We start from the raw sequence: 23015 nt of genomic DNA, 5'->3' as shown, positions 1-23015 counted from the left end.
TCGTTCATATTTCTCCGCATGTCGCACTGTCACGCACCCTCGCGCACCGCCATTGAGCTCACGCTCATCGGCGTGACCGGGCTGTGCGTCGCCGACGTGCACTGTTGCTGACGCCCGCCCCTGGCGTGCTGCGTCGCATTTAATCTCTCCTTTCCGGTATCCACCCTTGTTTCTTCTCAGGGTTTCCGGTTTCCGGCTGTCGACGTGCCTCGGGCGAGTTCTGCGCATTTCCCTGCCTGCCCTCTGCTGCCCAGCGCAGCGCACATTCCCCAAGGGGTCGATTTCCGATGCGTCAACCGTCCGTCATAGCGCGCCGCGTGGCCGCCGCATCCGTCAGCGTGGTCCTCGCCGCGGGCGCCGCCGCCTGCGCCGGGCCCAAGGACAGCGACGCAGGGGGGAGCTCCGACGCCAAGGCGCGCAAGGGCGGCACCCTCACCGTCCTCAACTCCAACCCGCAGTCCGACTTCGACCCGGCGCGGCTCTACACCTCCGGCGGCGGCAACGTCCCCTCGCTCGTCTTCCGCACGCTGACCACCCGCAACCGTGAGGACGGCGCAGCGGGCGCGAAGGTCGTCCCCGACCTCGCCACCGACCTGGGCAAGCCCAGCAAGAACGCGACCGTGTGGACGTACACCCTGAAGAAGGGCGTCGCCTACGAGGACGGCTCGCCCATCACGTCCGCCGACATCAAGTACGGCATCGAGCGGTCGTTTGCCGCCGAACTCTCCGGCGGTGCACCGTACTTGAGGGACTGGCTGATCGGCGGCGCCGACTACCAGGGCCCGTACAAGGACAAGAAGGGCCTCGACTCGATCGAGACCCCGGACGCGCGGACCATCGTCTTCCGCCTGAACAAGCCCGAGGGCGAGTTCCCCTACCTGGCCACGCAGACGCAGTTCACGCCCGTGCCCAAGGCCAAGGACACCGGCACGAAGTACGAGGAGCACCCCGTCTCGTCCGGCCCGTACAAGGTCGTCAAGAACGAGAACGACGGTGAGCGGCTCGTCCTGGAGCGCAACACGCACTGGTCCGCGACAACCGACGAGGAGCGCAAGGCCTACCCGGACCGGATCGACGTCCGCTCCGGCCTCGACGCGTCCGTCATCAACCAGCGGCTCTCCGCAGGTCAGGGCGCCGACGCCGCCGCCGTCACCACCGACACCAACCTCGGCCCCGCCGAACTCGCCAAGGTCAGCGGCGACAAGAAGCTCGCCGCCCGCGTCGGCACCGGCCACTTCGGCTACACGAACTACATCGCCTTCAACCCCAAGGTGAAGCCGTTCGACAACCCGAAGGTGCGCCAGGCCATCGCCACCGCCGTCGACCGCTCCTCGGTGATCAACGCGGCCGGCGGCTCCTCGCTCGCCGAGGCCGCGACGACCTACCTGCCGAACCAGAAGTCCTTCGGTTACACCGCGTACGACCACTTCCCGGCCGGGGCCTCGGGCAACGCGCAGAAGGCCAAGGAGCTGCTCAAGGACGCCGGTTACAAGAAGGGCCTGACCGTCACCCTCACGCACTCCAACGCCAAGGACTTCGAGACCAGCCCGGAGATCGCCACCGCCCTCCAGGACGCCCTGAAGAAGGCCGGCATCACCGTCAAGCTCCAGGGCCTGGAGGCGAACGACTACTCCGACACGATCCACAGCGCCAAGAAGGAGCCCGGCTTCTTCCTCGCGCACTGGGGTGCCGACTGGCCCTCCGGCGGCCCGTTCCTCGCCCCGATCTTCGACGGCCGGCAGATCGTCAAGGACGGCGCGAACTTCAACACCGGATTCCTCGATGACAAGTCGGTCAATGACGAGATCGACTCGATCAACAAGTTGACCGATCTTGACGCTGCCGCCAAGCGCTGGGGCGCACTGGACAAGAAGATCGGGGAGCAGGCACTGACCGTGCCGCTGTTCCACCCCGTGTACAAGCGCCTGTACGGACCGGACGTCAAGAACATCGTCATCAGCGACTGGACCGGCGTGCTCGACATCTCGCAGGTCTCGGTGAAGTGACGCGATGACCGAGGCACTTGTGGCCTCGGAGACCGCAGGGGCGGGCGCCATCACGGCGTCCGCCCCCGTCTCCGGAGCCCGTCAGTTCTGGCGGCGCCTGCGCACGCAGCGCGCCGCCCTCGTCGCGGCGGCCGTCGTCGCCCTGCTCGTCCTGATCGCCCTCGGGGCCCCGCTCCTCGCGCTGATCGAGGGCCAGGACCCGAACACGTACCACCCCCACCTCATCGACTCCGCGCGCGGCGGCGTGCCCGTCGGCGCGTTCGGCGGGGCCGGCGGCGAGCACTGGCTCGGCGTCGAACCGCAGACCGGACGCGACCTGTTCACGCGCCTCGTCTACGGGGCCCGGGTCTCCCTCGGCGTCGCACTCGCCGCCACCGTCGTGCAGGTGTTCATCGGAGTCACCGTCGGCATCGCGGCCGGGCTCGGCAACCGCTGGGTCGACCAGATCCTCAGCCGCGCCACCGACGTCATCGTCGCGCTGCCCCTGATGATCCTCGCGCTCGCCCTGATGGCGATCGTCCCGAGCGGCTTTCCCCGGCCCGTCCTCGTCGCCCTCGTGATCGGGCTCGTGGCCTGGGGCGGCACCGCCAAGATCGTGCGCGCCCAGACCATCACCCTCAAGGAACGCGACTTCGTGGCCGCGGCCCGGCTCAGCGGCTGGCCCACCTGGCAGATCGCCCGCCGCGAACTCCTCCCGTCGCTCGCCGCGCCCGTCATCACGTACGCGTCCCTGCTCGTCCCGACGAACGTCACCGTCGAGGCGGCCCTCTCGTTCCTCGGCGTCGGCGTCAAACCGCCCACACCCTCCTGGGGACAGATGCTCACCGCCGCCGACGTCTGGTATCAGGCCGCACCGCAGTACCTACTGCTGCCCGCAGGCGCGCTCTTCGTGACCGTGCTCGCGCTCACCGTCCTCGGCGACGGCGTGCGCACGGCGCTCGACCCGCGCGCCGCGTCCCGCCTGCGCATCGGCACGGGCCGCAAGCGGGAGGCCGGCGCATGACCGGCTTCCTGCTGCGCAGGGCGATCGGCGCCGCCGTCACCCTGCTCGCCATCTCCGTGATCATCTACGTCGTCTTCTACGCGGCCCCCGGCAACGTCGCCCAGATCAGCTGCGGCCCCCGCTGCTCGCCCGCCCAAGTGCAGCAGGTCGCCGACCAGTTGAGGCTCGACGACCCTCTCTACCTGCGCTACTGGCACTTCCTCCAGGGCATCTTCGTAGGACAGGACTTCTCCACCGGCACCGCCGTCCAGCACTGCGACGCCCCCTGCCTCGGCTTCTCGTACCAGACCGACCAGCAGGTCACGCAGCTGATCCTCACCAAGCTGCCCGCCACCGCCTCGCTCGCGCTCGGCGCCATGGTGCTGTGGCTGATCCTCGGCGTCGGCACCGGCGTGCTGTCCGCCTGGCGGCGCGGGCGCCCCACGGAGCGGATCCTCACCGGCATCACCCTCGCCGGCACGGCCACGCCCGTCTTCGTCATCGGCCTGCTGCTGATGATCGTCGTCTGCGGACAGCTCCAGTGGCTGCCCTTCCCGCAGTACGTGCCCTTCACCGACGACCCCGAACAGTGGGCGTGGAACCTGCTCCTGCCCTGGCTGTCGCTCGCCCTCATCGAGGCCGCCAAATACGCGCGCCTCACCCGCGCCTCCATGCTGGAGACCCTCGCCGAGGACCACGTGCGCACCTTCCGCGCCTACGGGGTCGGCGAACGCTCCATCATCGGACGGCACGCCCTGCGCGGCGCCGTCGCCCCTGTCATCGCCCTGAACGCCAACGACTTCGGCTCCATGTTCGGCGGCGCCGTGCTCAGCGAGACCCTGTTCGGCATCCCCGGACTCGGCCGCGAACTCGTGCACGCCGTCAACGTCGTCGACCTGCCGGTCGTCGTCGGCATGGTCCTCGTCACCGGCTTCTTCGTCGTACTCGCCAATGCCGTCGCGGACGTCCTGTACGCGGTGGCCGACCGACGGGTGGTCCTGTCATGAGCCTCGTCGAAGTGGACGCGCTCACCGTCGAGTTCGGGGACCTGCGGGCCGTCGACACGCTCTCCTTCCGCCTGGAGGAGGGCGCGGCGCTCGGCGTCGTCGGCGAGTCCGGATCCGGCAAGAGCACCGTCGCCTCCGCGCTCCTCGGCCTCCACCGGGGGACCGGCGCGCGCGTCACCGGGTCCGTGCGGGTCGCCGGCACCGACGTACAGGAAGCCGACGACGAGACGCTGCGGCGGCTGCGGGGCGGGACGGCCGCGATGGTCTTCCAGGACCCGCTGTCCTCCCTCGACCCGTACTACGCCGTCGGCGACCAGATCGCCGAGGTGTACCGCGTGCACTCCAAGGCGTCCCGGCGCGCCGCACGCGCGCGTGCCGTGGAAGTGCTCGACCGGGTCGGCATCTCCGACGCCGCCCGCCGCGCGCGCTCACGCCCCCACGAGTTCAGCGGCGGCATGCGCCAGCGAGCCCTGATCGCCATGGCCCTGGCCTGCGAACCCACCCTCCTCGTCGCGGACGAACCGACGACCGCCCTCGACGTCACCGTCCAGGCGCAGATCCTCGACCTGCTGCACGGACTGCGCCAGGAGACCGGCATGGGCCTCATCCTCGTCACCCACGACGTGGGCGTCGCCGCCGAGAGCGTCGACGACGTCCTGGTGATGCGGCACGGCCGCGCCGTCGAACGCGGGGCCGTCGCCGACGTACTCGGCGCGCCCTCCGCCGCGTACACGAAGGAACTGCTCGGGGCCGTGCCCCGCGTCGACGCGGCACGCCCGCAGCGCCCGGACACGACGGGCGACGTCCTGCTCGAAGCGGTCGACCTGCGACGGGAGTTCGGGCGCGGCAAGCGCGCCTTCGCCGCCGTCGACGGGGTCTCCCTGGCCGTGCGCCGGGGCGAGACCCTCGGAATCGTGGGCGAGAGCGGCAGCGGCAAGACCACGCTCGGGCGAATGCTCGTCGGACTCCTCGAACCGACGTCCGGGCAGGTGCTCCTTTCAGGGGCGCGCACCGACACGGGCGTGCAGATGGTGTTCCAGGACCCCGTCTCCTCCCTCAACCCCCGCCGCAGCGTGGGGGAGTCCGTCGCCGACCCGCTGCGGGCGCGCGGCGACAAGGAGGTGCGCGGCCGGGTCGAGGAGCTCCTGGAACGCGTCGGGCTCGACCCGGCGCACTACGGACGCTATCCGCACGAGTTCAGCGGCGGCCAGCGCCAGCGCGTCGGGATCGCCCGCGCGCTCGCCGCCGAACCGCGCATCATCGTGTGCGACGAAGCCGTCTCCGCCCTCGACGTCACGACCCAGGCCCAGGTCACCGGCCTGCTGCGGGAACTCCAGGACGAGCTGGGACTCGCCCTCGTCTTCATCGCCCACGACCTCGCCGTCGTCCGCCAGGTCAGCGACCGGGTCGCGGTCATGCGCAAGGGACGCGTCGTCGAGTACGGCACCGTGGACGAGGTATACGGCGCACCGCAGGACCCGTACACCCGGCAACTGCTCGCCGCGGTGCCGGCCCTCGATCCGGCCGTCGCCGCGCGGCGGCGCACCGCTCGCAGGGAGCTGGCCGCAGCATGACAGTCCGTGACCGAATGAGCGTGTAGCGCGACAGAACGCTACCCGCACGGGAAAGTTACGGCCGTTCACCCCTTTTGGTGGCGTGATGGACAACCGTCCATCACGCCACCGGCATGTCCGCATACGTTCGTCCCGCTGAGCCACCGGACCAACGGCGGCTCCCCAGACGGGAGATCGGAGGTGTACTCGTGCGCATCGGACTGCTTACGGAGGGTGGCTATCCGTATGTGAGCGGTGAGGCCAGACTCTGGTGCGACCGCCTCGTGCGCGGGCTCGAGCAGCACGAGTTCGACCTCTACGCGCTCAGCCGCAGCCAGGACCAGGAGGACCGCGGCTGGATCGAACTGCCGCCGCAGGTCAGCCGGGTGCGCACCGCTCCGGTGTGGACCGCCGACGACGACGGCGTCGGCTACGGGCGCCGCAGCAGGCGGCGCTTCGCCGACGCGTACGCGGAGCTGGCGGCGGCCGTCTGCGCGGGCGCTTCCCCCGAGACCGCCGGCCTCGCGGGCGTGCCCGCCGATGCCTCCAGCGCCGAGGCGGACCGTTTCGGCAACGCGCTGTACGAGCTCGCCGAACTCGCCCGCGACGAAGGCGGACTCGTCGGCGCCCTGCGCTCCGAAACCGCCGTGCGCACGCTGGAGCGCGCCTGCCGCGCACCGGGCGCCCTGCGCGCGGCCCGCGCCACCCGCGTCCCCGACCTCCTCGCCGTCGCCGGACACATCGAACGCGCCCTGCGTCCGCTCTCCCTCGACTGGTACGGCGACGACGGCCTCGGCTCGGTCGACCTGTGCCACGCCACCTCCGGCGGCCCCGCCGCCCTGCCCGGACTCGTCGCCCACCACTTCTCCGGCGTCCCCCTCCTCGTCACGGAGTACGGCGTACAGCTGCGGGCCCACTACATCGCGGCCGGCGACGCCGAACTGAGCGCCCCCGTACGGGCGATGCTCGCCGCCTTCCACGGCCGCCTCGCCGCCGAGACCTACCGGCAGGCCGCGATCATCACCCCCGGCAACGCGCACGCCCGGCGCTGGCAGGAGCGGTGCGGCGCCGACCGCGCGAAACTGCGCACCGTCCACCCCGGCATGGAGGCCTCCCGCTTCGCCGAGATCGGCGAGCGCGAGGAGCCGGGGGAGCCCGGCACCCTGGTCTGGGTCGGCCGCATCGAACCCTCCAAGGACCTGATCTCCCTCCTCCACGCCTTCGCGGAGATCCGCAAGGACGAGCCCAAGGCCCGCCTGCGCCTCGTCGGAGCGCCCGCCGAAGGGCCCGAGGCCGCCGCCTACCTCGCCCACTGCAAGGCCCTCGCCGCCCAGCTCTTCCCCGACGAGGCGGAGGGCGCCCACGCGATGGGCGACAACCCCGTCTCCTTCGAGGAGATCGGGGGGCCCGAGGCACCCGACCTCGCGGACGCGTACGCCGCCGGGAGCGTCGTCGTCCTGTCGAGCATCGTCGAGGGGTTCCCGATCAGCCTCGTCGAGGCGATGTTCTGCGGACGCGCGACGGTCTCGACCGACGCGGGCGCCGTCGTCGAGGTCATCGGCGGCACCGGCCTGGTGGTCCCGCCGCGCAACCCGCGGGCGTTCGCCGAGGCGTGTGTATCGCTGCTGCGTGACCCGGGGCGCCGCGAACGGCTCGGCGCCGCCGCGCGGGCACGAGCGCTCGAACTCTTCACCGTCGAGCAGAACATCACGGCATTTCACGGCATTTACCTGGAGATCGTTTCCCACTGCCCCGTGCGCCGTGACCCCGTGGACGACGCGGGCGAACCCCTGCCCTTCGCCAACCCTCCGGAGGCCCACGTACCAGGCCGCTGGACCGCACCGACGAGCGAATCGGGCGGGGGCTTCGGGACGTGGCTGGCGGGGCGGGCTGCCTCTGGGGGTGCGCCTAGTTGGGCGGAGGGGGAGGCCGTCGGCTCGGGCGGGGCCGGCGGTTTGGGCGGGGGCGTTGGTTCGGGTGAGGGGACCGGCTCGGGCGGAGCCGTTGGTTCGGGCGGTGGCGGGGAGCGGCCGGCCGGTGAGCACGGGCAGTTGGCCGGGGCGTTTCCCGGTGGGGAGGGGGACGCGTGAGCGGGCGGGAGGTGGGAGAGACGGTCGTGGGCGCGGGCTTGGACGCGCCGCAGGTGCCGGGTGGCGCGGACGCGTGGGGGACGGGGTCGCAGGAGGCGTTGGGGGAGGCTGAGGCTGGGCCCAGGGCCGGCGGTGAGGCGGGGCCGGCTCGGAGGCCTGAGGCGGGGTTGGGCGTCGGGTCGGGGTCGGGTGCCGAGCCGGTTGCGGGGCCGGGCAGTGAGCCGGAATCGGAGCGGCGTGCGGAGCCGGAGCCGGGGGCTGGACCGGGGTTGCCGGCCCGGGGGCTCGACTCCGCGCCTGCCGACGAAGCCTTGCTGAACGAACCCGCGGCCTGGCGCGCCGGCGCCGCATCCGCATCCGCCCCGACGAGCAGCCCGCTCCCCGATACACCCCCGGCGCCGGCCTCCCCTCCCGCCGCCTCCCCTCCCGCCGGCACCGCCCACCCCGGCAGCCCCCCCAAGACCGACGAGGCCACCGGCGGCAGCCGACGCCGTACCGGCGTGGACCCCGTGAAAGCCCTGATGCACCGGCACCGCGAGCTCTGCGAGCGTGCCGTCGACCCCCTGGAGATCGCGGCCGGTCTGGAAGCCCACGGCGTCACCGACCGGACCGCTGCCCGCTTCCGGCACCGCGACGTCTTCTCGCTCGCCGAAGAGATGTACGCGCGCGTGCCCCGCGACAGCGACATCGAACCGGAAACCCAGCACGCCGCATCCGACACACCTCGCGGCCGGCGCCCCGTCTGGGCCGTCCTCACGCTGCTGCCCGGCGCGCTGGGCGCCCTCACCCTCGTAGGACTCGACTTCACCGACGGACGGATGCGGCTCGCGGTCGGGGCCGGCGGCGTGCTCGCCGTCTCCGCCGCACTCCGTGCCGCCCTGCGCCGGGGCCCGCTGCGCGCCACCGCCCACACCGTGCCCGCCACCGGCGCCTGGACCTGTTGCCTCCTCGCCTATGCCTTCCTCGGCGACGGACTCCTGACCGCTGCTGTCGCGGGCGGCCCCGACGAAGGCTGGGCCCCCGCCACCGCCCCCCTCCTCGCCCTGGCCTTCGCCGTCGCGCCCGGCGCCTGGTGCGCCCAGCTCTTCCGCGCGGTCGCCCGGCGCAGGCTCGCCTCCAGCCGGGGTCTCGAAGAGTTCGCCGCCTCCGTGCGCCCCCTCCTCCTCGCCGTCTTCGCGCTCTTCCTGTGCGCGCTGTGCGCCCTCATCGGGGTGGCCGCCGCCGTACTCGGCCAGGACGCCGAATACGCCGGCGCCGGAACGCTCGGCGCGCTCCTGCTGCTCGCCCGCCTGCTCACGGCGCACGGCCGCACGCACGCCCCCGCCGTCGTCCTCGGCGCGGCCGCCGCGGCCGAGGCACTCGCGGTCTGCACCGTGTTCGCCGGCCGCCTCCCCGGCTGCGGCTTCCTCGCCGTCCCCGTAGAGACGGCCGTCGACGCCTGGGGGCCCGGCACCGTACCCGCCCTGGCCTGCGGCGCCGCCGCGCTCACCCTCCTCGTCCACGCGGCCCGCACCCTCACCCGGGCCTCCGCCCACGCGCCCACGGACGCCACCCCGTGACCGCGCCCGATGCCGTACGACCACACGAAGCGGCCGGCCGGCCGCTCCCCTCCCGCGGGGCCGACACCGCGGGCCTTCCGAAGACCCTCGGCAACACCCCTAAGGAGAACGCGAGATGACCACCCCTCCCCCCGGAGGCCCCGGACCATCCGGACATCCCGGGCGTCCAGGACTTCCCGGAGAACTCGGAGAGCTCATCCGGGGAGCCGCCCGATGAGGGTGCTGCTGATCGGAGCCAACGGATACCTCGGCCGCTTCGTCGCCGACCGCCTGCTCGCCGACCCCGCCGTGCAGCTCACCGCGCTCGGCCGGGGGGACGACGCGGACGTACGGTTCGACCTCGCCACCGGAAGCCCGGGCGCACTGACCCGCTTCCTCGACGCGGTCCACCCCGGAGTCGTCATCAACTGCGCGGGAGCCACCCGCGGCGGCGCCCGCGACCTCACCCGCCACAACACCGTGGCCGTCGCCACCATCTGCGAGGCCCTGCGGCGCAGCGGCTGCGGCGCCCGCCTCGTCCAGATCGGCTGCGGCGCCGAGTACGGGCCCTCGCAGCCCGGCTCCTCCACCGCCGAGGACGCCGTGCCGCGGCCCGGCGGACCGTACGGCGTGAGCAAGCTCGCCGCGACGGAACTCGTCCTCGGCTCCGGCCTCGACGCCGTCGTCCTGCGCGTGTTCTCCCCGGCCGGGCCCGGTACCCCCGCCGGCTCGCCCCTCGGCCGTCTCGCCGAGGCCATGCGCCGCGCCATGCAGTCCGGCGACGGCGAACTCAAGCTCGGCGGACTCGGCGCGCAGCGCGACTTCATCGACGTACGCGACGTGGCCCGCGCCGTCCACGCGGCCTCACTCTCCGCCGCGCAGGGCGTCATCAACATCGGCTCGGGCCGCGCCGTCCGGCTGCGGGACGCGGCGTCCGTGCTCGCCCGCGTCGCCGGCTTCGGCGGCGCGCTCCACGAGCTCGACTCCCCCGGCGGCCCCGTCCGCCCGACGCTCGGCCACCCCCGCTCCGACCCCGACCACGTGGCACCCGCCGCGTACCCGTACCCGGACGGCTGCGGCAGCTGGCAGCAGGCCGACGTGCGCACCGCACGCGACCGGCTCGGCTGGCGCCCCCGCATCAACCTCGAGGAATCACTCGCCGACATCTGGATGGAAGCGGCATGCCGTATCTGACCCCCACCGCCCCCGGGACCGCGAGCACCGACATACGGCTCGGCTTCGGCATCCCCGGCTACGCACACCCCCTCATGGCGCCTGTCGAATGGGCCGAACTCACCCGTCCCGGCACTCCCTTGCACTGGGTCGTCCTGAACGTCGCGGACGGCCCCGGGGCCCGCCCCGACCCGCACTGCCTCGAAGCCGCGGGCAGGCTGCGCAACCGCGACGTACGGGTCCTCGGGCACCTCGATCTCACCTACGGCGCCCGCTCGTTCGGCGAGGTCCTCTCCGACGCCCACCGCTATCTCGACTGGTACCGCGTCGACGGGTTCTCCCTCGACCGCTGCCCGACCGAGCGGGCCGCCCTCCCCGAGGTCCGCCGCATCGTCACCACGCTGCGCGCCCTGTGTGAGGACGCCCACATCGTCCTCGGGCACGGCACGCACCCGTACCCGGGCTACGCCGAGACCGCTGATCAGTTGGTGACCTTCTCCGGGCCGTGGAGCGACTACCGCTGGTCCCAGGTCGCCGAGTGGACGGCCGACTACCCGCCCGAGCGCTTCTGTCACTTCGTGCACGGCGTGCCCCGCGGGCACCTCGACGAGGCGCTGCGCATCGCCCGCTGGCAGGGCGCCGGGACGATCTACTTCACCGACCGCACGGACCGCGGCGGCGCCGCCGACCCCTGGGAGGCCATGCCCGGGTACTGGGACGACATCGTCTCGCGGGTCGGAACGGGTGTCTCGGAATGAAGAGGGGCGTGGCAGTGTTGACGGAATCACCACTGTTCGGAAATGACGATCAACGGAGCCCCCGTGTCGCTGCCACCCCTGGTAGAGCCAGCTGCTGAGCTCACCGTAGACGAGGTCCGCAGGTACTCCCGCCACCTGATCATCCCCGATGTCGGGATGGACGGGCAGAAGCGGCTGAAGAACGCCAAGGTGCTCGCCGTGGGCGCCGGTGGCCTCGGTTCGCCGGCGCTCATGTACCTGGCCGCGGCCGGTGTGGGCACGCTCGGCATCGTCGAGTTCGACGAGGTCGACGAGTCGAACCTGCAGCGCCAGATCATCCACAGCCAGGCCGACATCGGCCGTTCCAAGGCCGAGTCCGCCAAGGACTCCGTCCTCGGCATCAACCCGTACGTGAACGTGATCCTCCACGAAGAGCGGCTCGAGGCCGAGAACGTGATGGACATCTTCAGCCAGTACGACCTGATCGTCGACGGCACGGACAACTTCGCGACCCGCTACCTGGTCAACGACGCGTGCGTGCTGCTCAACAAGCCGTACGTGTGGGGCTCGATCTACCGCTTCGACGGCCAGGCCTCGGTCTTCTGGTCCGAGCACGGCCCGTGCTACCGCTGCCTCTACCCGGAGCCCCCGCCCCCCGGCATGGTCCCCTCCTGCGCCGAGGGCGGCGTCCTGGGTGTGCTGTGCGCGTCCATCGGCTCCATCCAGGTCACCGAGGCGATCAAGGTCCTCGCGGGTGTCGGCGAGCCGCTCGTCGGCCGCCTGATGATCTACGACGCCCTGGAGATGCAGTACCGCCAGGTCAAGGTCCGCAAGGACCCCGACTGCGCGGTCTGCGGCCCGAACGCCACCGTCACGGAGCTCATCGACTACGAGGCCTTCTGCGGCGTCGTGTCCGAGGAGGCCCAGGAGGCGGCGGTCGGCTCGACGATCACTCCCAAGCAGCTCAAGGAGTGGATCGACGACGGCGAGAACATCGAGATCATCGACGTCCGCGAGCCGAACGAGTACGAGATCGTCTCGATCCCCGGCGCCCGGCTGATCCCGAAGAACGAGTTCCTCATGGGCACCGCCCTGGAGGGCCTCCCGCAGGACAAGAAGATCGTCTTGCATTGCAAGACGGGTGTCCGCAGTGCGGAAGTCCTCGCCGTGCTGAAGTCCGCGGGCTTCGCGGACGCCGTGCACGTCGGCGGCGGCGTGATCGGCTGGGTCAACCAGATCGAGCCCGAGAAGCCGGTCTACTAGACCGCCCGCCGGCCCGCGCGGCCGACGCCGCCGGTCAGGGGGCAGCTTTTCCGAACGGGTCCCGCACCTCGCGTGCGGGGCCCGTTCGTCATAGGGCGCCGCGGGGACGTCCGCCTCAGGAGCAGACCTTCCCGCCGCGCGGTATTCGGCCCTCCAGGAGATAGCCGTTCACCGTCGAGTCGACACAGCCCGACCCGCTGCCGTACGCGCCGTGTCCCTCGCCCTTCCAGGTGAGCTCGACGCCGACGCCCTTGCCGAGCTCGTCCGCCATCCTGCGGGCGCCCTCGTACGGGGTCGCCGGGTCGCCCGTGTTCCCCACGACGAGGATCGGGGCGGCGCCCGGCGCGCTCACCTCGGGCGTCTCGTACTGGCCCGGCACCGGCCAGTCGTGGCACCAGCCCGCCGTGTCCCAGGCCATGAACTCACCGAAGACGGGCGAGATCCCGCGGAACGACGCGAGGCGCTTGCGCGCCTCCTGCGGCGTCGGCCGTTCCTTGTCGTCGAGGCAGGAGATCGCCCGCTGCGCATGGCTCTGCGAGCTGTAATGCCCGGAGGGGCTCCGCTCGTTGTACGCGTCGGCCAGCGCGAGCAGCGCCGTCCCGTCCCCCTGCTCCGCCGCCTCCAGGCCGCGCGTCAACGCGGGCCAACTGCTCTTGCTGTACAGGGTGACGGTGATGCCGATCGTGGCGAGCGACTGGTTGAGCACGCGGCCGCCCGGAGCCGGCAGCGGCTTCGCGTCGATCCGCTTCAGCAGCGCGGCGATCTTCCGGGACCCCTGATCCGGGTCCTGGCCGGTGGACTTGAGGTAGTTGTCGAGGGCCCGCTGGAAGCCCCTCGTCTGGTTCTCGGCGTGGCCCACGGTGTCCGCGGCCGGGTCGACCACGGCGTCCAGGACGAGCCGGCCCACCTTGCCGGGGAACAAGTGCGCGTACACGCCGCCCAGTTGGGTCCCGTACGAGACGCCCATGTAGTGCAGCTTGTCGTCGCCGAGCGCCTGGCGCGCCAGGTCCATGTCGCGGGCCGTCTCGTCCGTCGACACGTGCCCGAGCAGCGTGCCGGCCTGCCGCGCGCAGCCCGCGCCGAAGCCGGCGGCGTCCTTGAAGTACGCCCGCTCCTCGGTGGGGGTGTCCGGCGTGAGGTCGACGGACTCGGCGGCCTGGATCGCCTTGTCGTCGCGGCAGCGCACCCCCTCACTCGCGCCGACGCCGCGCGGGTCGAAGCTCACCAGGTCGTAGTGCTCGCGCAGCTTCGCGTAGTCGGGTGCGAACGCGGGCAGCATCGAGACCCCCGAGCCGCCCGGCCCGCCGAAGTTGAACAGGAGCGAGCCGGAACGCCCGCTCCCGCCCGTGGACCTGGCGCGGATGAGGGCGACGCCGATGGTCTCCCCGTCCGGCTTCGCGTAGTCGAGCGGCGCCTTCAGCGTCGCGCACTGCCAGTCGGAGCCGGGCGCCGGGCCGTCGTCGGTGGCCTTGCAGCGGCCCCAGTCGAGCCGCTGCGAGGTGAGCGCGGCGGGCAGCCGGGGCAACGCGCCGGGGACAGCCTCGTCCGAGCGGGGCGGTGAGGGCGGCGACGAACGCGGTGGCTGGGTTTGCCCCTTCCCCTCGCCGTGCCCGGCCTTGTCTCCCGGCCCGCCGCAGCCCGCGGCGGCCCCCGCCACCAGCAGCCCCGCGGCCAGCAGCGCGAACGAACGAACATGACGCGACACAGGCACCTCCCCCTGGCGATCCCCTCGCCTGCCCCCGGTCCGAAGACAGCCAGACCATCCTAGGCAGCGCCACTGACAATCACCTGCGGCAGAGCGCCGCCGGCAACCGGACGCGCGAGCCGAACACCCGGACCCCCGCGGCTACTTGCAGACCGTGCCCGCCTTCGGCACCGTCCCGTTCAGCAGATAGCCGTCCACGGCACCCCGCACACACTTGTTCCCGCTGTCGTACGCGCCGTGCCCCTGGCCTTCGTACGTGATCTGCACCCCGACACCATCGCCGAGCGCGTCGACCATCTTCTTCGCACCTTCGTACGGGGTGGCGGGGTCGCCCGTGTTGCCGACGACGACGATCGGCGCCGAGCCGGCCGCGCTCACGTCGGGGTGTTCCGCGGCGCCGGCGACCGCCCAGTCCGTGCAGCTGAGCATGCCCCACGCGAGGAAGTCGCCGAACAGGGGCGAGGCGGCCCGGAACTCGGGGAGCTTCGACCGGACGTAAGCCGGCGTGTAACGGGGCTTGTCGTCGGCGCAGTTGACGGCGACATTGGCGGCCTGGAGGTTGCTGTACTTGCCGTCCTCGTTACGGCCGTTCATGGAGTCCGAAAGCAGCATGAGGATCTTGCCGTCACCCTCGTAGGCCTGGGCCAGGCCCTCGGTGAGGTACTCCCAGAAGTCCTTGGAGTACAGCGACTGCGCGATGCCGTTCGTCGCGGCGGTCTGCGTCAGTTCGCGCGGGAAGATCCCCGGGATCGGCTTGGAGTCGAGGTCCTCGAGCAGCTTCGCGATCTTGGCCTTGACCTCCGCGGGGGTGTCGCCGACCGGGCAGTCCTCGACCTTGGAGGTGCAGTCCTTCGCGTAGTTGTCGAGGGCGAGCTGGAAGCCCTTGGCCTGGCCGAGCGAGCTCTCCTCGGAGTTCTGGGTGGGGTCGACCACACCGTCGAAGGTGGCGCGGCCCACGTTCTTCGGGAACAAGTGGGCGTACACGCCGCCCAGTTCGGTGCCGTAGGAGATCCCGAAGTAGTGCAGCTTGTCGTCGCCGAGCACCTGCCGCATCAGGTCCATGTCGCGGGCTGCGTCGGTCGTGGCGACGTGCGGGATGACCTTCCCGGAGTTCCTCTCGCAGGCGTCGTTGAACTGGGTGACGTTGCTGACGAGCTTCTTCGTCTGGGCGGTGTCGTCGGGGATGGCGTCCTGCTGGAAGTACTTGTCGAGCTGCTGGTCGTTCTCGCACTTCACACCGTCGCTGCGGCCGACGCCGCGCGGGTCGAAACTCACCAGGTCGTAGCGGGTGCGCAGCTTCGTGTACTCGTTGCCGAACGCGGGCAGCGTGGTGACCCCGGAGCCGCCGGGGCCGCCGAAGTTGAAGATGAGCGATCCGATGCGCTTGTCCTTGGCGCCGGAGGTCTTGGCGCGGATGAGCGCGATGCCGATCGTGTCGCCCTCGGGTTTGTCCCATTCGAGGGGCGCCTCCATGGTGGCGCACTGCCAGGTGGCGCCGCCGGGCAGCGGGGAGGGCGCGGGGCCGCCGCCCTCCGACTCCGAGGGCGCGGGGCAGTCCTTCCAGCTGAGGGACTGGGACTTCAGGTCCACATCGTTCGTGTCGCTGCCGCACGCCGCGAGGGCGGAGGTCAAGAGGACAGCGGTGGCGGCCAGAGCAGCGGCACGCGGCCGGGACGGATTGGGCATGAACCCATCCTGCGGCGACGGCCCTCGGGGCGCTCGGGGCGGGGGCCGTGCGGGTGAGCGACGACGACGGCTACGGGGGCGGGGCGGGGCTCTACGGGGAGCCCGCTCGGGAAATGTGCCTCTTCGGGGAGCCCGCTCGGGAAACGTGCCGCTACGGGGCCCCTCCCCGCAAACGCGTCCCTACAGGGAGCCCTTCCGGGAGAGGTGGTTGAAGAAGAGCCAGCCCGGCAGGACCGGCAGCCACAGCGTCATGAGCCGGTAGAGCAGCACGGCCGGGGCCGCGACCTCCTTGGGCAGGCCGACCGCGATGAGTCCGACCGTCAGGGTCGCCTCGACGGCGCCCACACCGCCCGGTGTCGGCGCGGCGGAGCCGAGCGCGTTGCCGGCGAGGAACACGACCGCGACGCTGGCCAGGCTGAGCGTCGTCGTCTCGTCCCCGAAGGCGCGGATCGACGCGTCCAGGCACATCACGAAGCAGGCCGTCAGGAGGAGCATGCCGCCGATGCCGGTGAGCAGCTTCTGCGGCCGCTGGAGCACGTCCAGCATGCGCGGTACGACGCCGGCGAACAGGGACCGTACGCGCGTGACGACGAACTTCCGCAGGAAGGGGATCGACGTCACCACGAGCACGAGGACCGCGACGGTCAGCAGACCCGCGATGACCGTCCGGGACGGCGACAGGGACGGGGTCTTCTCCGTGCCGGTCAGATAGCCGAAGGTCAGCAGCATCATGATGTGGGCGCCCAGGCCGAAGAGCTGGGAGGCGCCGACGCTGGCCACCGCGAGCCCGGGGCGCACGCCCGAGCGTTGCAGGAAGCGGGTGTTGAGCGCGACACCGCCCACGGCGGCCGGTGCCACGATCTTCACGAACGAGCCGGCGACCTGCGCCGCGACGGTCCGCATGAAGGGGACGCGCTCCGGGACGAACCCGAGCAGGCTCATCGCGGCGGCGAAGTAGCTCAGGGCCGAGAACAGGACGGCGGCGGCGACCCAGCCCCACTGGGCCTCTCGGAACAGGGTGCCGAACTCGATGTGCGTCAGCTGCGACAGGAGGAAGTACGCGCCGATGGCGCCCGCGATGAAGCTCACGAGGGTGCGCGGTTTGACGCGCTCCAGGCGGGCCGGTTCGACGGGTGCCTGCGGCCGGATGCGGAGCACCTGGTGGCGGATCTGGGTGAGCAGATCCTCCTCGCGCGCCTCGTCCAGGGCTTCGTCGATGGCCTTCTTCTCGGCCTGCCGCTCGGCTTTCTCGGTCTGCCGTTCCGCCTTCGCGGAGGTCTTGGCCGACGGGGGTGCCGCGTGCTCGGCGACCGTCTCCGTAGGCGTTGATTTCTCGGCCGGAGAGGCCTCGGCAAGGGAGGCCGCAGCTTGGGTGGCCTCGTCCAGGCGGGCCTGCTTCGCCCTGCGCGAAGCCTCGAGCACGGCCTCGCGCTCGCGTTCGGAACGCTCCCTGCCGAGCCTGCGCAGCGTCGAGCGCGTATTACGGCTCAGGGCGATGGGCTGGAGCAGCGGCAGACAGTCGGCGATCGCGTCGGGGCCGAGCACGCCCACGGCGGACGCCACGGCCCGCTCGGCGCCCACGCGCAGGCCCAGCGTGGCCAGGAGCTGTGCGATGTCCATGCGCAGGATCAGGTCGCCGGACGCGATCTCGCCGCCGCGCAGATCCGTGAGGATCACCGTGCCGGAACGATCCACCAGAATCGCGTCGCCGGTGAGCCGCCGATGCGCGATACGCCGCGACTGGAGCGCCTGCACCTGGTGCCAGGTGTCCCGCAGCAGCTCGTCGGTGATCTCCTCGTCCGGCACCGAGTCCAGCGAACGGCCGCCCGTGTGCTCGTACACGAGCATCACCGCGTCGGGGCCGAGCTCGGACGTCGCGATCAGCTTCGGGGCGTTGGCCCCGGCCGCGATCGCCGCGTACGCGAGAAGTGCCTCCTGCTCCAGTGCCTGGCGCAGGGACTGGAGACTGCGTCCCGTGGTGATACCCCGCAGCGTCAGCTGGCGCCACACGCGGTAGAAGAAGCCCTGGGCCTGCTGCTCACGGTCGACGATGGTGACGTCGAGCGGGGGGCCGTCCTCCAGGGTGACGAAGTACCGCCGCCCTCTGTCGCCGTTCTCCGTGGTGCTCTCGTGGGCCTCTTCGCGGGCCGCGCTGACAGGGTGGAAGCCGACGTGCCGCAGGCCCGCGAGGAGCGTCTGACCGGTGGGACGCACGTTCGGCGAACCGACCGCGTAGAGCGTGCCGTAGGCGACCGTCCAGCCGATCAGGACCGTCAGGATGATCGAGAACGGTGTCGTGTAGCCGGTGACCAGCATCGCGAACGCGTCGAGCAGCAGCACCACCCACAGCACCACGCGCCAGCGTGGTCTGCGGGACATCCCCACAGCCGTCATATAGGCGATGACGGGTGCGAGATAGCCGTGCACCGGATCTGTCAGCGCGTGGATGTCGCCCGGCGACGGGCGGGTGAGCGCGTCCTGGATCGAGGACGGGGCGCCCTGGGCGACCCACAGGTCCGTCGCCAGCGTCACCCCGTGCGCGAGGACGGCCGCGAGCACACCGTCGGCGATCCGCAGGCCGTCGCGTTTGATCAGCCGCTCGATCGCGAAGGCGACCGGTACGAGAAGGATCGCGATGCTCGACGCGAGCCCCGCGAACTTGATCATGAGGTCGGGAGCGGCGCCCATGCCCTTGCTGATGTCCTGCTGAAGACCCGACGTCGTGCCGTGGGCGAACGCGGCGATCGACAGCAGTACGGCGATCGCGAGCACGCCCACCAGGAGCCGCATCAGGTCGGAGGGGCGGTGCACGCGCGCGGGGAGGAGGGGTTCGTCGCCGTCGACCCGCTCGGCGTGCGCGTCGGCGTCGATGCACTCCGGGTCGACCAGAGGGACCTCGGTCCGCTCGGGCCCGGCCTCCGCGGCCTTCGCGGGCACGTCCGCCTGTGGCGCCGCGGCCCGGTGGCCACGGCGCTCGGTCACGGGGGAGTGGTCGGCCTCTTCGCCGTCCGGGCGCGCCGAAGCCCCAGAGGTGCCCTCCGCCTTATCGGGATGCACGCCCTGCTGCTCCGTCGTGTCTTCTTGATCTCGTATCACCGGTCACCGCCCGCACGATGGTGGCACGTCCCACTGACACAGGGGGGCATCAGGGTGCAATGCGGGGGAGCAAAGTATCCCGCAACCGCGGATTCGTGCTTCTTCATACGCCTCTCCACGCCCCGTGACCGGGCCGTCACAGTGTCGGTGGGGTGCGGCAGGATGGGTCGGATGAGCGAGGAGAGCGGTGCGGCGGGAGAGCTGCCGGAGTACGCGGAGCGGGTGCTCGAGGTCGCGGAGCTGATCCCGCCCGGGCGCGTCATGACCTACGGGGACGTCGCCGAATGGCTCGCTGAGGGCGGCCCGCGCCAGGTCGGCCGCGTGATGGCCCTCTACGGAGGAGCCGTTCCGTGGTGGCGCGTGGTGCGCTCCGACGGCGTGCTGCTGCCCGGCCACGAACTGGACGCCATGGCGCACTACCGCGCGGAGAGCACCCCCCTGCGCGAAGCCTCCCGTACGTCCGAGGGGCACGTCCCGCGCCTCGACATGAGGCGCGCGCGATGGGACGGCGAAGAACGCGCGGAATCTCACACCTGACAGCTTCCGCCATCGCGCCCCAGTTCGAACGGCCTGTGGCCCGTACGGGGGAAACGGGGCGAGAGGGGCACTTCGCCACCACCGCGTACGTTCGTGAATCGCGGCACACCCGTGCCGCACGGGACCCGGGGGACCCGGCGGAAGCCCGGCTTCCGCCACACTCGACGGCGTAGCGTCGACGGCGCACACCTCCCTCACCCCGCAGCCACCGCCCCGCTCGGACGGCCGGCTGCCTCCCAGTTCCCCCAGCACACCCACCAGGACCAGCGATCCACGTGAGCTCCTCTTCCTCCACCCGGAACCTGCCGCACCGCCAGGTACGACAGGGGATCCCCGGCGCGTACCGACTGGTGCGTACCCCGCCGGCCCAGGTGGACCCCCCTCGTCTGGACGCACGCCAGCGCGCGGTGGTTGACCACCCGCACGGCCCGCTGCTCGTCCTCGCGGGACCGGGCACGGGCAAGACGACCACGCTCGTCGAGGCCGTCGCCGCACGCATCGCCAAAGGCACCGACCCCGAGCGCATCCTGGTCCTCACCTTCAGCCGCAAGGCAGCCGTCGAACTGCGCGACCGCATGGCCCTGCGCATAGGCGCCGCCCACGCACCACAGGCCACCACGTTCCACTCGTTCTGCTACGCCCTCGTCCGCGCCCACCAGGACGCCGGCCTGTTCGAGGAACCCCTGCGCCTGCTGTCGGGACCCGAACAGGACGTCGCCGTACGCGAACTGCTCGCCGGCCAGATCGACCTCGAGCAGGCCGGCCTCGCCCACGTCCGCTGGCCCGACGAACTGCGGGCCTGCCTGACCACCCGCGGCTTCGCCGACGAGGTCCGCGCCGTCCTCGCCCGCAGCCGCGAACTGGGCCTCGGGCCGGCCGCACTCGACGCCTTCGCCCGCCGCATCGGCCGCCCCGACTGGAAAGCCGCCGCCACCTTCCTCGCCGAATACCTCGACGTCCTCGACCTGCACGGCGTCCTCGACTACGCCGAACTCGTCCACCGCGCGGTCCTCCTCGCCCACCGCACCCCCGTCGCCGACGAACTCGCCACCCGCTACGACGCCGTGTTCGTCGACGAGTACCAGGACACCGACCCGGCCCAGGTCCGGCTGCTGCACGCCCTCGCCGGCCACGGCCGCACCCTGCTCGCCTTCGGAGACCCCGACCAGTCGATCTACACGTTCCGCGGCGCCGACGTGAACGGCATCCTCGAATTCCCCGACCAGTTCCCCCGCGCCGACAAGAGCCCCGCCCCCGTAGAGGTCCTCACGACGTCCCGCCGCTCCGGAGCACACCTCCTGGACGCCACCCGCCGCATCACCCGGCGCATGCCCCTGACCCGCCTGCCCGCCGACAAGGTCCGCGCCCACCGAGAGCTGACCCCCGCGCGGGACGGCGGCCGCGTCGAGGTCTACACGTACCCGACCTCCGGCACCGAACTCGACAACATCGCGGACATCCTGCGCCGCGGCCACCTCGAGGACGGCATCCCCTGGAGCGACATGGCCGTCCTCGTCCGCGCCGGCACCCGCTCCATCCCCGCGATCCGCCGCACCCTCACCGCAGCGGGCGTCCCCCTCGACATCGACGGCGACGACCTGCCGCTGCGCCACGAACCGGCCGTCACGCCCCTGCTGACCGCCCTCAGGGCCGTCGCCCTCAGCGTCGCGCAGGACATCCCCGAGCCCGAACCCGAGCCCGACGGCGACCAGGACCAGGAACCGCCCGTCTGGCTCGACACCGAGACCGCCCTCACCCTCCTCACCTCACCCCTCGCCGGCATGGACGCCGCCGACCTGCGCCGCCTCGGCCGCGCCCTGCGCGAGGAGGAACGCGCCGCCGGCAACCACGTACCGCCGCCCTCCGACGAACTCCTCGCCCGCGCCCTCGCCCAGCCCGAACGCCTCGCCGCCCACGACCCCGCCCACGCCCGCGGCGCCCAGCGCCTCGGCGCCCTGCTGCGCGCGGCCCGCTCCACCCTCACCTGCGGAGGCACCGCCGAAGAAGCCCTCTGGCAGCTGTGGAACGGCACCTCATGGCCCCAGCGCCTGGAACGCGCGGCCCGCCGCGGCGGCGCCGCAGGACGCAACGCGGACCGCGACCTCGACGCCGTGTGCGCCCTCTTCGCGACCGCGTCCCGCGCCGAGGAACGCACCGGAGGCCGCGGCGCCCTCAACTTCCTCGAAGAGGTCGAGGCCCAGGACATCGCCGCCGACACCCTCGCCGGACGCGCCGTACGCCCCGACGCCGTACGCCTCATGACCGCCCACCGCTCCAAGGGCCTCGAATGGCGCCTCGTCGTCGTCGCCGGCGTACAGGAAGGCCTGTGGCCCGACCTGCGCCGCCGCGGCTCCCTCCTCGAAGCCGACCGCATCGGACGCGACGGCCTCGCCGAACCCCTCACCCCCGGAGCGCTCCTCTCCGAAGAACGCCGCCTGTTCTACGTAGCCACCACGCGCGCGCGTGAACGCCTCGTCGTCACCGCGGTCAAGGCACCCGCCGACGACGGCGACCAGCCGTCCCGCTTCCTCACCGAACTCGGCGTCGACCCCCAGGACGTCACCGGCCGCCCCCGCCGCCCCCTGTCCGTCGCCGCGCTCGTCGCCGAACTGCGCGCCACCACCGTCGACCCCCGCGCCTCCGCCACACTGCGCGACGCCGCCGCCCGCCGCCTCGCCCGCCTCGCCGCCCTCACCGACGACGACGGCCGCCCCCTCGTACCCTCCGCGCACCCCTACCGCTGGTGGGGCATGGACGACCCCACCGAGAGCAGGATCCCCCTGCGCGACCGCGACCAGCCCGTCGTGCTCTCCGGAAGCGCCCTCGACCAGCTCGCGAACACCTGCTCCCTGCAGTGGTTCCTCGGCCGCGAGGTCAAGGCCGACGCCCCCGCCACCGCCGCCCAGGGCTTCGGCAACGTCGTCCACGTCCTCGCCGACGAGGTCGCCTCCGGACGCACCCCCGCCGACCTCGCCGTCCTCATGGAACGCCTCGACTCCGTCTGGGACGCCCTCGCCTTCGACGCCCCCTGGAAGTCCGCCCAGGAGAAGGAGCACGCGCGCGTGGCGCTCGAACGCTTCCTCCGCTGGCACGTCGACTCCAGCACCGTGCGCACCCCCGTCGCCAGCGAACACGCCTTCGACGTCACGCTCGAAGCGGGCTCCTACGAAGTACGCATCCGCGGTTCCATGGACCGCGTCGAACGCGACACCGAAGGCCGCGCCTACGTAGTCGACTTCAAGACCGGCAAGCAGACGCCCTCAGCCGCCGACGTCGCCCGCCACCCCCAGCTCGCCGTCTACCAGCTCGCCGTCCGCGAGGGCGCCGTCGACGAACCCTTCGACGGCGAACGCCCCGAACCCGGCGGCGCCGAACTCGTCCAGCTGCGCCAGGGCGCCGCCAAGAAGGACGGCGGTGACGCCCTCCCCAAGGTGCAGTCGCAGCAACCTTTGGGGGACGTCGCGGACGCCGGCGAGGGGGAGTGGGTCGGCGACCTCCTCGCGACCGCCGCCGGCAAGGTCCTCGACGAACGCTTCACCCCCACCACCGGACAGCACTGCACCCACTGCGCGTTCCGCGCCTCGTGCAGCGCCCGCCCCGAGGGCAAACACGTCGTCGAGTGACGTGCGCCTCCGCCGGAAC

General features: G+C 72.2%; 15 protein-coding genes. 12 read left to right on the top strand and 3 right to left on the bottom strand.

Features of this window, described 5'->3' with window-relative positions; genetic code table 11:
- Positions 1-18: 18 nt before the first annotated feature.
- The 10 genes from OG698_RS18780 (at position 19) to moeZ (ending at position 12349) form a co-directional block, all read left to right on the top strand.
- Positions 19-111 carry an Ms4533A family Cys-rich leader peptide gene (locus OG698_RS18780; RefSeq protein WP_399969826.1) on the top strand — a complete coding sequence of 31 codons (93 nt, stop codon included), beginning with the start codon at positions 19-21 and terminating at the stop codon, positions 109-111.
- A 176-nt stretch (positions 112-287) separates the two neighbouring features.
- A complete protein-coding gene (locus tag OG698_RS18775; RefSeq protein WP_406104190.1) occupies positions 288-2006 on the top strand; it encodes an ABC transporter substrate-binding protein in 1719 nt (572 codons plus the stop codon).
- Between the two features lie 4 nt (positions 2007-2010).
- Entirely contained in the window at positions 2011-3009 is a 999-nt protein-coding gene (locus tag OG698_RS18770; RefSeq protein ID WP_405478675.1) for an ABC transporter permease, read from the top strand.
- On the top strand, positions 3006-3995 hold the full coding sequence (locus tag OG698_RS18765) for an ABC transporter permease (RefSeq protein ID WP_355693667.1): 990 nt from the start codon (positions 3006-3008) through the stop codon (positions 3993-3995). The genes OG698_RS18770 and OG698_RS18765 overlap by 4 nt, the downstream gene beginning before the upstream one ends.
- On the top strand, positions 3992-5569 hold the full coding sequence (locus OG698_RS18760) for a dipeptide ABC transporter ATP-binding protein (protein WP_406104188.1): 1578 nt from the start codon (positions 3992-3994) through the stop codon (positions 5567-5569). The genes OG698_RS18765 and OG698_RS18760 overlap by 4 nt, the downstream gene beginning before the upstream one ends.
- A 188-nt stretch (positions 5570-5757) precedes the next feature.
- The gene (locus OG698_RS18755) at positions 5758-7638 is read left to right on the top strand and encodes a DUF3492 domain-containing protein (protein ID WP_406104186.1); all 1881 of its coding nucleotides are present in this window, start codon (positions 5758-5760) and stop codon (positions 7636-7638) included.
- A gap of 311 nt (positions 7639-7949) precedes the next feature.
- Complete coding sequence (locus OG698_RS18750; RefSeq protein WP_406104184.1) at positions 7950-9197, top strand: hypothetical protein; 1248 nt, start codon at positions 7950-7952, stop codon at positions 9195-9197.
- Between the two features lie 213 nt (positions 9198-9410).
- Positions 9411-10370 carry an NAD(P)-dependent oxidoreductase gene (locus tag OG698_RS18745; protein ID WP_116510264.1) on the top strand — a complete coding sequence of 320 codons (960 nt, stop codon included), beginning with the start codon at positions 9411-9413 and terminating at the stop codon, positions 10368-10370.
- Positions 10358-11107, top strand: coding sequence for a spherulation-specific family 4 protein (locus OG698_RS18740; protein ID WP_406104182.1), 750 nt, complete (start codon positions 10358-10360; stop codon positions 11105-11107). The genes OG698_RS18745 and OG698_RS18740 overlap by 13 nt, the downstream gene beginning before the upstream one ends.
- A 63-nt stretch (positions 11108-11170) precedes the next feature.
- Entirely contained in the window at positions 11171-12349 is a 1179-nt protein-coding gene (moeZ, locus tag OG698_RS18735) for an adenylyltransferase/sulfurtransferase MoeZ (protein ID WP_406111141.1), read from the top strand.
- Between the two features lie 115 nt (positions 12350-12464).
- Here the strand turns inward: moeZ and OG698_RS18730 are convergent, their stop codons facing one another.
- The 3 genes from OG698_RS18730 to OG698_RS18720 all read right to left on the bottom strand — a co-directional run bounded on the left by OG698_RS18730 (position 12465) and on the right by OG698_RS18720 (position 18836).
- A complete protein-coding gene (locus OG698_RS18730) occupies positions 12465-14054 on the bottom strand; it encodes an alpha/beta hydrolase (protein ID WP_406104180.1) in 1590 nt (529 codons plus the stop codon).
- Between the two features lie 141 nt (positions 14055-14195).
- Positions 14196-15740 carry an alpha/beta hydrolase gene (locus OG698_RS18725; RefSeq protein ID WP_406104178.1) on the bottom strand — a complete coding sequence of 515 codons (1545 nt, stop codon included), beginning with the start codon at positions 15738-15740 and terminating at the stop codon, positions 14196-14198.
- A gap of 180 nt (positions 15741-15920) precedes the next feature.
- Positions 15921-18836, bottom strand: coding sequence for a lysylphosphatidylglycerol synthase domain-containing protein (locus OG698_RS18720; protein WP_406104176.1), 2916 nt, complete (start codon positions 18834-18836; stop codon positions 15921-15923).
- Positions 18837-18998: 162 nt separating this feature from the next.
- On the opposite strand from OG698_RS18720, the gene OG698_RS18715 reads away from it, so the two are divergent.
- Both OG698_RS18715 and OG698_RS18710 read left to right on the top strand, forming a co-directional pair.
- Complete coding sequence (locus OG698_RS18715) at positions 18999-19373, top strand: MGMT family protein (protein ID WP_406104174.1); 375 nt, start codon at positions 18999-19001, stop codon at positions 19371-19373.
- Positions 19374-19648: 275 nt separating this feature from the next.
- The gene (locus tag OG698_RS18710; protein ID WP_406104173.1) at positions 19649-22996 is read left to right on the top strand and encodes an ATP-dependent helicase; all 3348 of its coding nucleotides are present in this window, start codon (positions 19649-19651) and stop codon (positions 22994-22996) included.
- Positions 22997-23015: the final 19 nt, after the last annotated feature.

Source organism: Streptomyces sp. NBC_01003 (assembly GCF_045162695.1).
Lineage (GTDB): Bacteria > Actinomycetota > Actinomycetes > Streptomycetales > Streptomycetaceae > Streptomyces.
This window is presented reverse-complemented; position numbering and strand designations above follow the sequence as displayed.